General features: G+C 50.4%; 11 protein-coding genes. 7 read left to right on the top strand and 4 right to left on the bottom strand.

Going from position 1 to position 13,786, the window contains the following annotated elements; all coding sequences use genetic code 11:
• Positions 1 to 142 precede the first annotated feature (142 nt).
• On the bottom strand, positions 143 to 1,759 hold the full coding sequence (locus ACN0YR_RS15675; RefSeq protein WP_417850188.1) for a protein kinase domain-containing protein: 1,617 nt from the start codon (positions 1,757 to 1,759) through the stop codon (positions 143 to 145).
• 700 nt (positions 1,760 to 2,459) lie between these two features.
• Positions 2,460 to 3,170 (bottom strand): GntR family transcriptional regulator, encoded by a 711-nt coding sequence (locus tag ACN0YR_RS15670; RefSeq protein ID WP_417850187.1) that lies wholly within the window; start codon positions 3,168 to 3,170, stop codon positions 2,460 to 2,462.
• A gap of 86 nt (positions 3,171 to 3,256) precedes the next feature.
• On the opposite strand from ACN0YR_RS15670, the gene ACN0YR_RS15665 reads away from it, so the two are divergent.
• The 3 genes from ACN0YR_RS15665 (at position 3,257) to ACN0YR_RS15655 (ending at position 7,782) form a co-directional block, all read left to right on the top strand.
• Positions 3,257 to 4,537: a Gfo/Idh/MocA family protein gene (locus tag ACN0YR_RS15665; protein WP_417850186.1), complete on the top strand. Its 1,281-nt coding sequence runs from the start codon at positions 3,257 to 3,259 to the stop codon at positions 4,535 to 4,537.
• On the top strand, positions 4,537 to 6,012 hold the full coding sequence (locus ACN0YR_RS15660; protein WP_417850185.1) for an aspartate aminotransferase family protein: 1,476 nt from the start codon (positions 4,537 to 4,539) through the stop codon (positions 6,010 to 6,012). Before ACN0YR_RS15665 ends, ACN0YR_RS15660 begins: the two co-directional genes overlap by 1 nt.
• A 444-nt stretch (positions 6,013 to 6,456) precedes the next feature.
• Entirely contained in the window at positions 6,457 to 7,782 is a 1,326-nt protein-coding gene (locus ACN0YR_RS15655) for an NRAMP family divalent metal transporter (protein WP_417850184.1), read from the top strand.
• Between the two features lie 182 nt (positions 7,783 to 7,964).
• On the opposite strand, the gene ACN0YR_RS15650 is transcribed toward ACN0YR_RS15655, so the two are convergent.
• Both ACN0YR_RS15650 and ACN0YR_RS15645 read right to left on the bottom strand, forming a co-directional pair.
• The gene (locus ACN0YR_RS15650; protein ID WP_417850183.1) at positions 7,965 to 8,408 is read right to left on the bottom strand and encodes a hypothetical protein; all 444 of its coding nucleotides are present in this window, start codon (positions 8,406 to 8,408) and stop codon (positions 7,965 to 7,967) included.
• A 201-nt stretch (positions 8,409 to 8,609) separates the two neighbouring features.
• Positions 8,610 to 10,004 (bottom strand): polysaccharide lyase 6 family protein, encoded by a 1,395-nt coding sequence (locus ACN0YR_RS15645; protein ID WP_417850182.1) that lies wholly within the window; start codon positions 10,002 to 10,004, stop codon positions 8,610 to 8,612.
• Between the two features lie 107 nt (positions 10,005 to 10,111).
• Between ACN0YR_RS15645 and ACN0YR_RS15640 the strand changes: the two genes are divergently transcribed.
• The 4 genes from ACN0YR_RS15640 to ACN0YR_RS15625 are packed head-to-tail and all read left to right on the top strand — an operon-like array spanning position 10,112 to position 13,632.
• Positions 10,112 to 11,788 carry a sodium:solute symporter family transporter gene (locus ACN0YR_RS15640; RefSeq protein ID WP_417850181.1) on the top strand — a complete coding sequence of 559 codons (1,677 nt, stop codon included), beginning with the start codon at positions 10,112 to 10,114 and terminating at the stop codon, positions 11,786 to 11,788.
• On the top strand, positions 11,785 to 12,018 hold the full coding sequence (locus ACN0YR_RS15635; RefSeq protein ID WP_417850180.1) for a hypothetical protein: 234 nt from the start codon (positions 11,785 to 11,787) through the stop codon (positions 12,016 to 12,018). The genes ACN0YR_RS15640 and ACN0YR_RS15635 overlap by 4 nt, the downstream gene beginning before the upstream one ends.
• Before the next feature lie 43 nt (positions 12,019 to 12,061).
• A complete protein-coding gene (locus tag ACN0YR_RS15630) occupies positions 12,062 to 12,862 on the top strand; it encodes an amidohydrolase family protein (protein WP_417850179.1) in 801 nt (266 codons plus the stop codon).
• Positions 12,859 to 13,632 carry an amidohydrolase family protein gene (locus ACN0YR_RS15625; protein ID WP_417850178.1) on the top strand — a complete coding sequence of 258 codons (774 nt, stop codon included), beginning with the start codon at positions 12,859 to 12,861 and terminating at the stop codon, positions 13,630 to 13,632. The genes ACN0YR_RS15630 and ACN0YR_RS15625 overlap by 4 nt, the downstream gene beginning before the upstream one ends.
• Positions 13,633 to 13,786: the final 154 nt, after the last annotated feature.

Here is a 13,786-nt window from a genome sequence, read left to right as displayed (position 1 = left end):
TCTAGAGAAACGCGTTCTTCACGGGCACATGGTGGAGCAAACTGCTCTATTGGCATGAAGCGGGCAACTGACCCGCAGCACGACCGGTGAATGAAGCTTTCAACAGACCGCACACGAGATCAGCTCTCGTGTGCGGTCTGCTTCATTTCTTTCCGAGCATTGAGCCGATATCCCAATCCGAAACGTTCAACGGTTTTCGGAATTCTTCGAGCATTCCGAGGCTCTTGCTTCGGTTACCGGGTTCGATATCCAGCAACGACCGCAGGATTTTTTTCGCGGTCGAGTAGCTCTTGGGGATCTGTGAAAGGACAACACCGACATTCCATTTCTGAAAGTTTTGCCCCATTGCCAACAGATTAGTCGGGTTCGACAGGCGTTGCCCCGTCATCAGTTCGAAGGCAACACAACCAAGAGAAAACCAATCCGATTCTGGACAGATCTCCCCTCGAAACTGCTCGGGTGACATGTAGGCCGGAGTTCCTGCGATCACGCAGCGAGAGTCTTTTCCGGCAAAGAACGGGACAGACAACCCAAAGTCCATCAGCTTCACATCGCCTTTCAAGTCGATCATGCAGTTGGCGGGCTTCACATCGCGATGAACAATTCCTGCGGAATGAGCATATTCAAGAGCGTGAACAAGATTGGCAAGAATTCGCAGAACTGACGTTTCATCATAGGGGCCACGTTCTTTCAGGACTTGCGCAAGTGACGCCCCTTCAATAAATTCGATGACCATAAACGCGGTTGCGAATGCATCAAACCGTTTGAGCAGCCTGGGAATATTCGGATGATCAAAAGAAGAAATCAGCTGCGCTTCGCGATCGAACCACTCTCGTGCGAGCTGATCGATATGAAGCCGGTGACTCATCATTTTCAGAGCGACTCGCTGCCCGGTTTCTTCGGACAATGCATCGTAGACAACCGCCATTCCACCTCGCCCCAAACGGCGAGAAATCTGATAGCCCTCCAACGTCACTGAGAAGAGTGCGTCGCGGCGGTGGTTCCCTAAACGCTCCCCAATAATTGTTGTAATCACATTGGAAAACTCCTGATGCTGACGAAGCAAAGAGTGAAAATCCTGCTTGCTGAGTGTGAGCACGTCCACGACCCCTTCTGCCGTGACCGTAGCTGTTCGCCAGGGAATTCCCATCAACGCCATTTCGCCAAAGACCTGTCCCGGAACAATACGACCGATCCGTAATTTCTTCGCGTGATCCTGAACAATGGTCACTTTCGCGGAGCCAGCACAGCAGACATAAAGGAGATCTCCCTCCTCCCCTTCTGTGATAATCTTTTGCCCGTCATGAAAGACCGCTGGCTGCATTTGAGAATGAAGCGCTTTCTGCATTGAGACCGGCAACAGCCCCAACGGTCCGCCTCGAAATTCCGGGATCGCAGCAGATGCCGGAAAACTTTTCGAGGAAGCTGGAAAACGACTTCCGGAATCGGACGCTCTCAGCAAAGCTGCACTGATGCGAGATGGATTCAAAAGTTCTTCAGGCGCACCAACATACTGCTGATGCTCCGGATAACTTGAAAAGTAAATCTCGGGTAAAAGATCTGGTGTTCGTTCCTGGAGAATTCGAAAATGATGAACGACAAGCTCTTGAAGCAAGTCTCGATTTTCCGAGGAAAGCGAGAACGAATCAAGCAGTTCGAAGAGCGAGAATCCCGAATCGGAATCGCAACGGTCTTCCAATTCAGTCAACAGTTGCCCCATCAGAGCAAAAGAAACAGTATCGTCCTGGTCATTCGACATTGAAATTCTATTCAGTCGCTTGCCGAAGAAATCCCTTGCCTGAATTGAAATTGCCTGAGAATCAATACTGTCTTATGCAAAAGAACTGAAGCTAACCCTGATTGATCTCATTCAGACGGCTTTTCGTCACGGTTTTCATGATCGCGAAAACATAACTCCAAGAACCAAATCGTACCAACGTTTTCGATCCATCGCTAGGGCATTTTCAACGCCTTTCGTGCCCGTGAAGTTCGCTTTTTCAACTTCGTAGTCTGCACGCCACGAGGCAGAACGCAAAGGTCAACATTGGTTTACTCTGGGGCATTTTCAATGCCTTTCGTGCCCGTGAAGATCGCATTTTTAACTTCGTAGACTGCATGCCACGAGGCAGAACGCAAAGGTCAACATTGGTTTACTCTGGGGCATTTTCAACGCCTTTCGTGTCCGTGAAGATCGCATTTTTAACTTCGTAGACTGTATGCCACGAGGCAGAACGCAAAGGTCAACATTGGTTTACTCTGGGGCATTTTCAACACCTTTCGTGTCCGTGAAGATCGCATTTTCATCTTCGTAGACTGCATGCCACGAGGCAGAACGCAAAAGTCAACATTGGTTTACTCTGGGGCATTTTCAACGCCTTTCGTGCCCGTGAAGATCGCATTTTCAACTTCGTAGGCTGCGAGCCACGAGGCAGAACGCAAAGAACAACAGCCGACCGGTGTTAGACAATTCTTGATTTGGGTCGCGTCTTTGAAGCAGAATCAAGATGTTTGGCGACAGCTGATTCAGCACCTGCTGAGTCACCTGCTTTCAGGGCTTCAAGGATTGCAGTATGTTCACGAAATCCGCGTCGCAGGCTCTGTTCAGTGTCATTTCCTGCTTGATACGACACACGTTTGTAGCTCCAGCATTGACGAATCGTTGTTCGCATCGGCAGGTTGTCGCAGTATTCTGCAATTGTCAGATGCAGACCACTATCGAAATAGGCTGCCGCCTCGACCCAGGCATGCTCTTTATTCGGCCGTGCTTCCCGAGCCAGCATTTCCAGATCGGCAAGGACCTCAGCATCGATGTTCCCAGCGGCTCGCGCGGCTGCATGTGGTTCGACAAGTTGTCTGAGCTGATGCACATCAACCAGCCAGTTTTCAGCTGCCTCTCGAACCGTGGCTCTCCGGTTCCGATGTTGACTGACTAAACCGTCAGCAGCAAGGCGGACGAGTGCCTGTGCAACCGGGGTTCGGCTGACTTCGAGCGATTCAGCAAGCTTTGTTGTTTTCAGCTCCGCTCCACCTGGCAAATCTCCATTGACGATTTGCAGGAGTATTTGATCGTAGACATTGTCCACCAGCGACATTTTCGCGTCTCCCCCGTCAGTCACAACGAGACGAAGAGCCGGGTATCGGTCAGGATGGAATAATGACTTGACGACCATGAAGACTCCGGATAAAGTGCATGCACTTACTGAATGTGAGTTCAATTATTGTAGTGTATTCGATTTGTGAAACAAGGGAAATCATCGTGTCAACAACACAATCGCGAAACTTGTTGCGAGCAGGCATGGTCGGAATGGGGATGATCTTTGACGAGACATATCGCCCCTTCTTTGAGTCTGTTCAGGCAACAGGACTCACAGGACAATCATTTCCGACCTGCGATGTCACGCTGGCTGCGGTTGCAACGCGAACCGGAAAACGAGCGGAATCTTATCGCGAACGGGCGAGCGGCCGGCTTGCAGAATTCGAAAGTTGTGCCGGTGCGGATTCCGTTCAGCAGATGCTGCAAGAAAAGCCAGACTTTGTCTGTGTCGCGACTCCTGATGACCGTCACTTCGCCGCCGCAAAAGCTGCTCTTGAAGCGGGCTGTCATGTCATCATTGAGAAGCCCTCGGTGCTGACGCTCGACGAACTCGATCAACTCCAACAGATTGCAACTGAAAAGAATGTGTTAGCGAAAGTCGTTTACCACAAATTGCTTGACCCAGACCACAAGAAGCTCCGCACGTTCGTCGTCGATGGACAGCTGAACCATGTCAACAATGGTTACTGCACTCTGCTTGAGCCGAAATCGATTTCAGGTGGACAATTTGCCGAATGGATCAAAGGCAGAAACCCCGGAACTTACGTAGCAGTCCATTATATTAAACTCATTGACTTCACATTTGGTGGGAAACTAAAAAGTGTCACATGCACCGGGCAGCGTGGACTCGTTGGCCCTGCGGATGGCCCCACCTGGGACTCCACACAATTGCGATTGATCTACGAATACGATGATCAACGAGAAGCTGCATTTGATATCCATACAAGCTGGGTGACTCCCGACAACTTCCCAGGTTATGTTGAACAAGAAGTGCAATTCCGATTCGATAATGGTCTCTGGAACGGACACAGTCGCAAACGTGGGATTGAATGCACCATCGAGGGAGAAACTCCGCTCACAAGAAAAATTTCGATGAACAACCACTACAACGGTGAGTTCCTCGAACCATGGAACGAGAGAACACAGCGCGGATACGGCGTTGAAGTTATCGAGCGATTTGCTCGGGAAGTGGCTCATGTTGAATTGGGTGGCCCCGCAGAAGAACGTGATCAACGCCTGAAAGAAATTTCCGCATTCGATTACAATGACCTTTCCGCTGACCGGCAGGTTGTTGCGGCGGTCCAGGCAATGGAAGCGATCCTTGAACGCCATGCCGCAGGGACTCCCGATTCTGTTGCGTATCTCAATACAGACGAAGGTGGCCTCGTTTTGTACTCTCCCGGAAGTGTCAAACCAGAAATTTTATACAAAGGTCAAGTTTAATGACGACTGAATCAAGCACTCAAAAAGCTGCCGTGCTGCATGACGGCGAGACAGCTTCAAACGAACTTCGTCGCCGCAATGTCTCGACAGAACCGCGGTGCCTGCGAACGCCCACTTCCAGCATGGCTGTCATCGAAAGCAGTGCGGGTAGCTACCACTACACTGCCGAAGGTCGAAAGCTGATGGATTTCACCTCAGGTGTGCTGGTTTCCAACTTGGGACACAATCCGACGCGCTGGTGGAAACGACTTTACGACTACCTTGGACATGGAGAACTGATTCAAAAGCTCCATGATGGAATTTCAGAAACCGACGAGCAGTTTGTTCGCGCGGCACCTCTGACGGTTTATAACGCGGTCTCTCCGTTAGAGGTTGAGGCTTGCGAACGGCTTCTCAAAAGTATGCGTTCCGAGTCTGGCGGAGCCCGGATGGAACAGGTCCTGTGGGCAGCCAGTGGAAGTGAAGCGGTCCAGAAAGCACTTTGGGCATCTCTGGCACATCGCAAAGAAGGAGACATCATCATTGCAACGCGCGATGGTTTCCACGGCAAGAAAGGCTTGTCGGCAGCGATCACAGGGAACGAAAACAGTCCTGACCGTGATCCACGTGTGCGATTCATCAGCTTCCCGAAAGAAGAGTGTTACTCCGTCGAAAAACGACGTGAACCTCTCGATCTGACGAAATACGAAGCAGAGCTGACTGCACTCGCAAATGAATTCGGTTCACGTCTTTGCTGCGTTGTCACCGAGCCATATCTCGGAGGTGGAGGATCATTCCATCCTCAGAAAGAATACCTGCAACTGCTGCAGCGTTTCTGCCGAGAAAGGGACATTCCATTTATTCTGGACGAGATTCAGGCAAACTTTGGACGCACCGGTTCAATGTATGCCTACTCACATTACGGAGTTGAGCCAGACATTGTCCTCCTCGGCAAGGGACTCGGCAACGGAATTCCTGTCGATGCCGCAGTCGGCCGGTCCGATCTCTTCGGGGCACTTGGCTATGGCGACGGATCTGACACCTGGAGTGCCCATCCACTTGGATGTGCTGCCGTGCTGGCAACACTCGATGAATTTGAAGCTGGAAACGTCATCGAAGAATGTCAGGAATTGGGATCAGTTCTGGAAGCAGGCTTGTTGCGTTTGACCGAACTCCCAGCCGTGGCGGCCGTGCGTGGTGAAGGAACGGTTTGGGGCGTTGAGTTCCAAGCCCTGGAAAGCGACAAAGCCGAATCCGGAACTCACACTCCGGAAGAAGTGGCGATGGCGGCCGTGGCGGCCTGCTACTATGGCGATGGAGCTGGACATGCCATCCATGTCCTCGGACCTCTGGCAGGTCGCGTGATTCGAATCGCTCCTCCACTGGTGCTTTCAACAGCGGAAGCACAGGAATATCTGGACGCCATGTACAACATCTTGTCGCGGCTCCCTGAATTCCTGAGTGGTGACGAGAACTGGCAGCCAACGCAGTCTTAAAACGCTGCAAGACACGGAAGTTGCAATTTTTAATTTTGAGCGTTTCAACTGTGAGCGTTTCGAACGCTCACAGTTGATTTTGAATCCCGGAATCCTCTGGTGATTGACTAGAGGCAGTCTCAAAACCTATGGAATTGCGACCTTTCTCTGTGCCGGAGAAGTGAACAGCAAGTTTTGAGACCAGTTCTAGAGAGTTTCGGTCTTATGCGGCAATCACAATCAGCCTACCCCTCTTCTCTCGAACTCAAGAGCATCATCTTTCGGTCTCCCCATTGAGCAGGCGCCACCGAGTAATTACAAGATCTTCGACTCGCTTGAGAGGATGAGACAATTCAAACAGGAAAGTCACTCGACAACCGCTGCTCAAAACTACAAACTCTCACCGAATGACTTCGAAGCCTCTCAACAACACTCACTATCAGCGAAGAATTGATTGAGTTAAATATGAAAAACATTTTCAAGTCGATTGGCCCAGCGATCATCGTTGCAGCGGTAGTGCTTGGCCCGGGTTCGATTTTGACGAGTTCAAAAGTCGGTGCAACGTTTGGGGTTATGGGACTCCCTGTCATCTTCGGGGCAACAGTCTTGATGATTGCGATGGTCTCGCTCTCCGCGCGGCTGGGAGCAGTTTATGAGGGAAGCCTGTGCGATGAGTTGGCATCGCGACTGGGACGCCCGGTTGCTGTCCTGATTGGCCTCACCCTTTTCACCCTCGTCGCGTTTTTTCAATCATCGAACAATATTGCTCTCATCGGGGGAATCGAACCGTTATTCGGTGACACCCCGCTCAGCTTCCAAGCTCGCTGCGCAGTCCTTGTGCTGGCGAATTTATCAATTATTGCTGTGCTTTATCTTCTTCGTGACCTGTACTCGTCCGTTGAAAATATGATGAAGTTGCTAATGGCGATGATGACTATTTCGTTTTTGTTGAATTTCCTCGTCATCTTCACAAAGCCGAGAGCATACGAACCGGTTGCTTCTACTGAAGCACTCGACTGGCTTCCTTTACTTGGAATGATTGGAACGACCTTTTCGGTCGGAGGTGCGTTTTATCAGGCGTATCTTGCAAAAGAAAAAGGTTGGGGACCAAACGACGCACGAGCTGCTTTCACCGATTCGATCTTCAGTATCTCTCTACTCGGATGTATCACAGCCATGATTCTCCTGACATCATGGCGTGTCTTTTACGCGCACCCCAATCCGGTTGAATTGTCGTCAGTCGGCGATGTTGCTCGTCAATTGGAACCTTTATTCGGTTCCGCAGCGAAGTATATCTTCTGTCTGGGAATTCTGGCTGGTGCACTGAGTTCGTTCCTGGTCAATGCCATGATCGGTGGAACAGTCATGTCCGACTCGCTTGGAAAAGGTGCGAGCCTGAAAGACAGATGGCCGCTGCACATGACTGCCATCGCGTTACTCGTCGGTATGTCTGTGGCAATTGCTTCGCTGGCCAAAGAGGGCAGCACGGTCAACCTCATTACGATCGCCCAAGCACTGACAGTACTCGGAATTCCCGCCCTGGCAGCTGCGTTGATCTATCTCGGAACCCGTAAGGAACTTCAAGGCAACCGCAAGATTCCTAAAGGCATCATCATTGTCGCGATCATCGGCTTCTGTGTGGCCTGTGTTCTCGCAGCCATGACCGCTGTCAAAGTCTATGACAAGTTGAATCCTCCTCCCAAGGAAGAGAAATCGGCAATGGTCATCGAGGACAACACTCTGCAGAGTCATCAATGTGCTGAGACATTCGGTTCCACTTTCATGAGTTAAGTACCGCAATTCTCGTACACAGAACAATCTGCTTTAACAGAGTAAATCCAAAACAGATCTTCCCATTCAGACGCATGCCTCGCAGTTCATGAAGCCATGAAAGTGACTTTCACGGGGTATCGGAAGCATTGAGAATGCTCTCACTGAGAGTGCAAAGAGCTTCTCAATGCTTCGGTTGAAGATCAGCTTGGATCGTGTTGTTCTGGAGTGAGAGGATTCTTTTTACGAGCAAGAATCGCCCCCAGAAAACTCATGGGGAGATAAGCGAGTAGCAGATCAGATGCGATGAACCAAATTGGACCACCGCACATGACGACCATCATGATCCCGCCCATGAGAAAGAAAAGGCCAATTCCGAGAGCGATGAGCATTTGGAAACTGGCTGCCATCCTGGCGGCGGTATACGCACCGGCGAGAGTCCCGAGGGCATGAGCCAGAAATGGAAAAACGAAATTGATTGGCGTGAGCAGCTTCATACTTTCGCGTACGCCGTCCATAGTGGAGACATCCGCACCTTCGGGAAGAGGGACCAACGCCATCCCGAGATTGACCAACCCAATATTCACGATACTGCCAATCAGAAAACCGACAACGATCGCCAAGATATTCTTTACGATATGATTCATGAGCAACCGAGTCCTCAGCTAGAGCATCTTTCGAATTGGTTTGCAGGTTCTGCCTCGTGGCGAACAGCATTTTTCCTAGAGAAATGCGTTCTTCACGGGCACACGGTAGAGCAAACTGCTCTAATGCGGTCTTCTCAGTGAAAATGAGGACGAATCCTCTTTCTGAAAAGAAGCAAAGTCCGTTGTTGAAGTGTCATTCTTTCAGTTCATAATCCAGCTTGGCCCAACATCTTTTTTAGTGAGTGGGGGTCTTGTTTGGTTTCCGAATTCATCGCAACCAATGTCGTGTGGCTTCTTTCCACGATCGACTCCGTCGATATCTCGCTGGATTTCGTCCCACAAAGGTGAGGCTGCAGCGATCGCCGGGCTGTTCAAAGTTGGTCGGGCGATCTTTGAATCGTCGAGTTGAAACGAGATCTCTGCAATCGTTTCGGCTTCGAGGTTGTCGGCATATCGAGATTCGACCGGCTCCCCGAACGGATGAATAACCACCAGATCTTTCTTGCCGACCAGAATATTGTTGGTGATCAAGGAATTCACAGGTGGCTCTCCTTGCTTCTTTGATCCACCGACTCCAATCGAGAAAGTGACTTTGCAATCGATAAATGTATTGAATGCAACGATGGGATTTTTGACCTGAAAGTAACCATGCAGCGGAGAATCCTTCAGTCCGTTCATCATGCACAAGGCACTTCGTTCGTCATCTCCTTTCAGATTCGAGAAGTAGTTGTTAACGACAATGTGATCTTCGCCAATAACCCGAACTCCTCCGGTCCCACGTGCACCTTCCCCCAAAAAGAAATTCTCTTCGACTCGGCAGCGGTTACCGTGTCGCAGCGTGAGCGTTCCTGAACAGCGACGGAATGTGTTCTCTCGATAGATGTTTCCACAGGACTTATTCGATATCATTTCAGCTTCGCCGTTACATTCTTCAAACAAGTTTTTCTCGACAATAGTCAACGATTCGTTCATGGAAACATCACTGGTGCCAATACGGATGGTCTCCCCGCCGTTCCGACCAAGCGGCTTTCGATGCCCCAGGTAATTGTGGTCAATGCGATTGTGATTGGGGCGATCAGTGACCCAGACGACGAGTGTCGTACCGTCTGATTCTTTTCCTGAGAAATGACAATGGTCAACGCGATTGTGCGTTCCATAAAGCGAAAGATATTTTTGTTCCTTCTTCCCGGATGAAGGGAGAGTGTTTGTAAATGCACATTCGGTGACACGACAATGGTTTGCGAGTTCTTTACTGCTGCGTCGCGTTGCAAGAATGTGAACAGGAGTGGTGACATCCTTGAAGTGGAAGCCGCTCACCACAATGTGTTCCCCGCCGAACTCAAACTTCGACTCTCCAGTAAAGACCACTTCCCCCGGCGTTTCGGCCTCAACAAGTATGGGGCGATCAGAGGTTCCCACAGCTGAAAAGCGGATTTCAAAATTCTTCCAGACTCCGTTCTTCAGTTTGAAGTGGTCTCCGGGAGCGGCCTCCCCGAGAATCTTGTTGACGTCATCGGTCGGCTGCAACAGTCGTTCAGCAGCCACAGCGGGATGGGCAGTCACAACAAGTGTGAAAACAAGCCAGAAATCACGCATGTTTCTTCCTTCGACACTCAGGGACGATTGATTGCTTATTGTGACACAACATAGACTTGGACGCGATTCACTGAACCGATTCCGGTCCCTTAAAGAGGACAACAATTTTGATACTCGCTGCGACCAGCCAACTGACCACGCCGGATTATATTGTTATCCTTCTGTACCTTGCAGGGACGATAGGAATCGGGATTGCGATTGGCCGGAAGATGAAGACCGGCTCAGAGTTTTTTCTAGGGGGGCGACAACTTCCCTGGTGGGCGATCGGTATGTCCCTCGTCGCCACCGATATCGGTGGGACCGACATCATCGGTGTTGGTGGAGCGGCCTATACGCATGGTCTCGCCGTGGCAAACTTTGAATGGATCGGCTGTATCCCCGCCATGATTATCGGGGCCTTTCTGTTTATTCCGTTCTTCTACCGAACAGGTGTTTTTACAATCCCCGAGTATCTGGAACGCCGATACAATGTAGGGGTGCGCACGGTCATGGCCATCTGTTGGCTGCTCTTTATGGCCTGCAATCTGGGGATCATGTTGCTGGCCTCTGCCAAAATGATGTCGGCAGTTTTTGGGTGGAATGAGCCGCTGTGCATCTTAGTGACCGCAGTTCTTGTGGGCGCATACACTTGCGTCGGTGGGTTAGCTGCGGTTGTTTACACCGACATGATTCAATGCACAGTAATGATCATTGGATGCCTGCTCGTCCTGGTGCTGGGCATCATTGAAGTCGGTGGCTTTGAAGAACTCCAAAATCGTCTCGCAGAGGTCGAAGCTCGAAAACTGGAGGAGGCTCGTGGTGAAAACGAACCGGAAATAAACGAGGAAGCTCCACCAGCAGACCGCCCTCTCGAGCGAACTTCATTACTTCTTCCAGCAGACACAACCTCTCCATTTCCTTGGACCGGGATTTATTTTGGATTGGCGTTAATCCTGAGCCCGGCGTACTGGATTGGAAACCAGGCAATCGTGCAGCGTTCACTCGGAGCGAAAAGTGACTTCGAAGCGAAAGCCTCTTACATCTGGGGTGCTCTGCTGAAGAACATCATTCCGATTATCGTCGCCGTTCCAGGTTTGGTCGCGATGGCCTTATTACCAGATTTAGAAAGCGGAGATACCGCGATTCCAAGTTTAGTGAACCGGCTGCTCCCTGTCGGATTGCGTGGACTCTTCGTCGCGGCGTTTCTGGCGGCGTTGATGTCGAGTGTCGATTCCTATTTAAACTCCGCAGCGACGATTGTTTCAAACGATCTTTATAAACGTTTTGTGAATCGAAACGTCACGGACGAACAGCTGTTAACAATTGGGCGAGCAACGACTTTGGCTTTAGTCATCTGGGCGGTAATCTTTGCGTTCCTGCTCACGCTCGCGAGTGAAAGCTCTGGGATTTATGCCATATTCCAAACGTTAATGGCCTTCTTCCAGGGACCGGCCTTTGCCGTCTTGCTCTTTGGAATGTTATGGAAACGGGCGACCGGAAAGGCCGCTTTCATCGCATTGCTGTGCGGGATTGCGACGTCGATTATGCTCTACATTCTCAGCCAGGTGGCTGTCACAGACGCACTCGGATGGGAACCTCTTTTTCGGATTCAGGAACCGTTCTTGTACTTCTCAGTCTGGGCATTTCTGGTGACTGCATTCCTCTTAGTTTTGATCAGTTTGATCACCCCCATCGAAAGTGACGTGAAGTTGAAGTACGTCTTCCATCGAGCGAAGTCGCTCGACAAAACTGATTTTTCGGCTGCGGCTGGCCTGTCGATTGCGGCTGAGGAGACCAACACATGAGCCCACTGCATTACATCGGTCAGACAGTTCGAGAAGCACTCCAAACGATTCCGATGTGGGGTGTGCGTCTGCTATTTGTCGGGACGTTAGTTGCTTTGTTAATCTGGGTTCTCCGGCTTCCAGAGAGTGAAACAACCCCTGAAGGGGGAGCAAAACGCTGGGATGAAAATCTCAAATTAGGGGCATCACTGGCCCTCATCCTGCAAATCATTGTTTACTCATTTCTTTAAAGAGAAATATGATTACTCCAATCGATGTGAATAGAGTTCATCTATGAAATTACCGAAATTTGAAATCTGGGATCTGCATTGCCATTTCTCAGGTGTCGAAGGAAAAACCGTTGACGAACGCCTTCCGAAACTGATCGAATATGCAGACCGGATGAACGTCAAACGGTTGGTTTTCTTCATGGGTTGGCCTTGGTCGACGACACCCGATCCAGACGAATTTCGGAAGCAAAACGATCAGGTGATTCAAGGCCTCAGCCACTGGCATGACCGGGCGTTCGGCTTTGCCTATCTCAATGCCCAGTACGTTGAAGAATCGCTCGCTGAGATTGACCGCTGCATTGCCAATGGACCGCTCGTGGGAATTAAGCTGTGGGTTTCACGACGTTGTGGCGATGAAGAACTGGATGCCATTGTTCAGCGAACAGCAGAGCTCAACGGAATCATTTTTCAACATACCTGGAGCAAAGTAACCGGAAATCTCGACGGAGAATCGACTCCTGAAGACCTGGCTAAACTCGCGAAGCGAAATCCAGACGTCCCGATCATTTGTGGACATAGTGGAGGAGACTGGGAACGCGGAATTCGAGCAGTTCGCGATTCTCCAAATGTTTCAATCGGGATTGGAGGATTCGACCCGACAGCCGGAATTGTCGAAATGGGAGTACGTGAACTCGGTGCAGAGCGTGTCATTTATGGAAGTGACATCGGTGGCAGAAGTCTGAGTTCTCAACTTGCCAAGGTTTATGGAGCCCAAATTTCTGACGCAGCCAAAGAGCGGATATTCGGAAAAAACCTGCGCGAGATGATGACCCCAATACTCAAAGCGAAAGGGGTGACGTTGTGATCACCGATGTGAACGTCAATCTTTCTCGCTGGCCGTTTCGCCGACTTCCGTATGACGAACCGGCTCAGCTTGTGCGCAAACTCCGCAACTCTGAAGTCACAAGCGCCTGGGCCGGTAGCTTTGATGGGCTGCTGCACAAAGACATTGCCGCTGTCAATCAAAGACTTGTCGAAGACTGCCAAACGTTCGGTGACGGCCTGTTGCTCCCGGTCGGGTCAGTGAACCCGACTCTCCCGGCGTGGCAGGATGATCTTCGGCGATGTCATGAAAAACACGGGATGAAAGTGATTCGCTTACATCCGAACTATCATGGTTACTCACTTGATGACCCAAGGTTTGCGGAACTGCTCGATCTGTCAGAAGAGCGAAAACTTGTTGTTCAAATTGCACTGAAAATGGAGGACGAGCGAACGCACCATCCACTCATGCAAGTCAAAACGGTCGATCCCTCTCCACTTGCCGATCAATTGAAACAACGCCCGCAGCTGAAGATGATTCTGTTAAATTCGCTTCGTACGCTCCGGGGGGCATCTCTGGTCAATTTGGCGAATGCTGGAAATGTCTCGTTTGAAATTTCCATGCTGGAAGGGATTGGCGGAGTCGAGAAAATTCTGGAAACAATTCCGGTTGAGAAGCTTCTGTTCGGTTCCCATTTCCCGTTCTTCTATCTTGAATCTTCTCTCCTCAAGATGCAGGAATCCGAGTTAGGGAATTTCCGCAGCAAAGCAATCCTGTTTGAGAATGCAGCCCGTATCGTTGCTGAGGAATGACGTTGCCCTGTGAAGTGCTATGATACAATTCATCGCATACAAACAGTAAAACAGATGCACCAAACGAATGCACCTGCGGGGCTCGGTTCCCATGGTGCAGCGTTTCAAAATATTCCGTGACGGACTTCTCGCCCATAATCAGTTTCATTCTGAA

Source organism: Thalassoglobus sp., assembly GCF_048270125.1.
In the GTDB taxonomy this organism is placed as follows: Bacteria; Planctomycetota; Planctomycetia; order Planctomycetales; family Planctomycetaceae; genus Thalassoglobus.
Note: the sequence above shows the minus strand (reverse complement) of the source record. Positions and strands in the feature narration are given on the sequence as shown.